A 332-nucleotide genomic window follows, 5' to 3' on the forward strand; every position below is an offset into this window, starting at 1 on the left:
ACTGCACGAGTCATTGCACGACGAGCTGCTTCGATTTGACGAGCAGTCAGACGGCCACGGCCAACAGCTTTCAGACCGAAAGTGCCGAAGCTAACATCCGTACCTTGCGCCAGACCACGGTTGCGGCCCTTGTGCACCTTACGGAATTTTGTACGCTTTGGTTGTAACATCAGCGACTCTCCTTACTTGCGGCCTTTACGCTGCTGCTTTTTAGGTTGAGCAGCCGGTTCCGGTTGTTCAACTGCAGCCATACCACCCAGGATCTCACCTTTGAAGATCCATACCTTAACGCCGATTACACCATAAGTGGTGTGCGCTTCAGATGTGTTGTA

Annotated in this window: 1 protein-coding gene and 1 pseudogene; both read right to left on the reverse strand. The window is 52.4% G+C overall.

The features are described from left to right. On the reverse strand, positions 1-170 hold a 170-nt coding region (locus tag N6G83_RS54630; protein ID WP_260524454.1), incomplete at its 3' end, for a 50S ribosomal protein L16. Positions 171-182: 12 nt separating this feature from the next. Beyond that, positions 183-332, reverse strand: a pseudogene (locus N6G83_RS54635) (30S ribosomal protein S3); the annotation flags it as partial.

The organism is Serratia sp. PL7 (assembly GCF_945957435.1).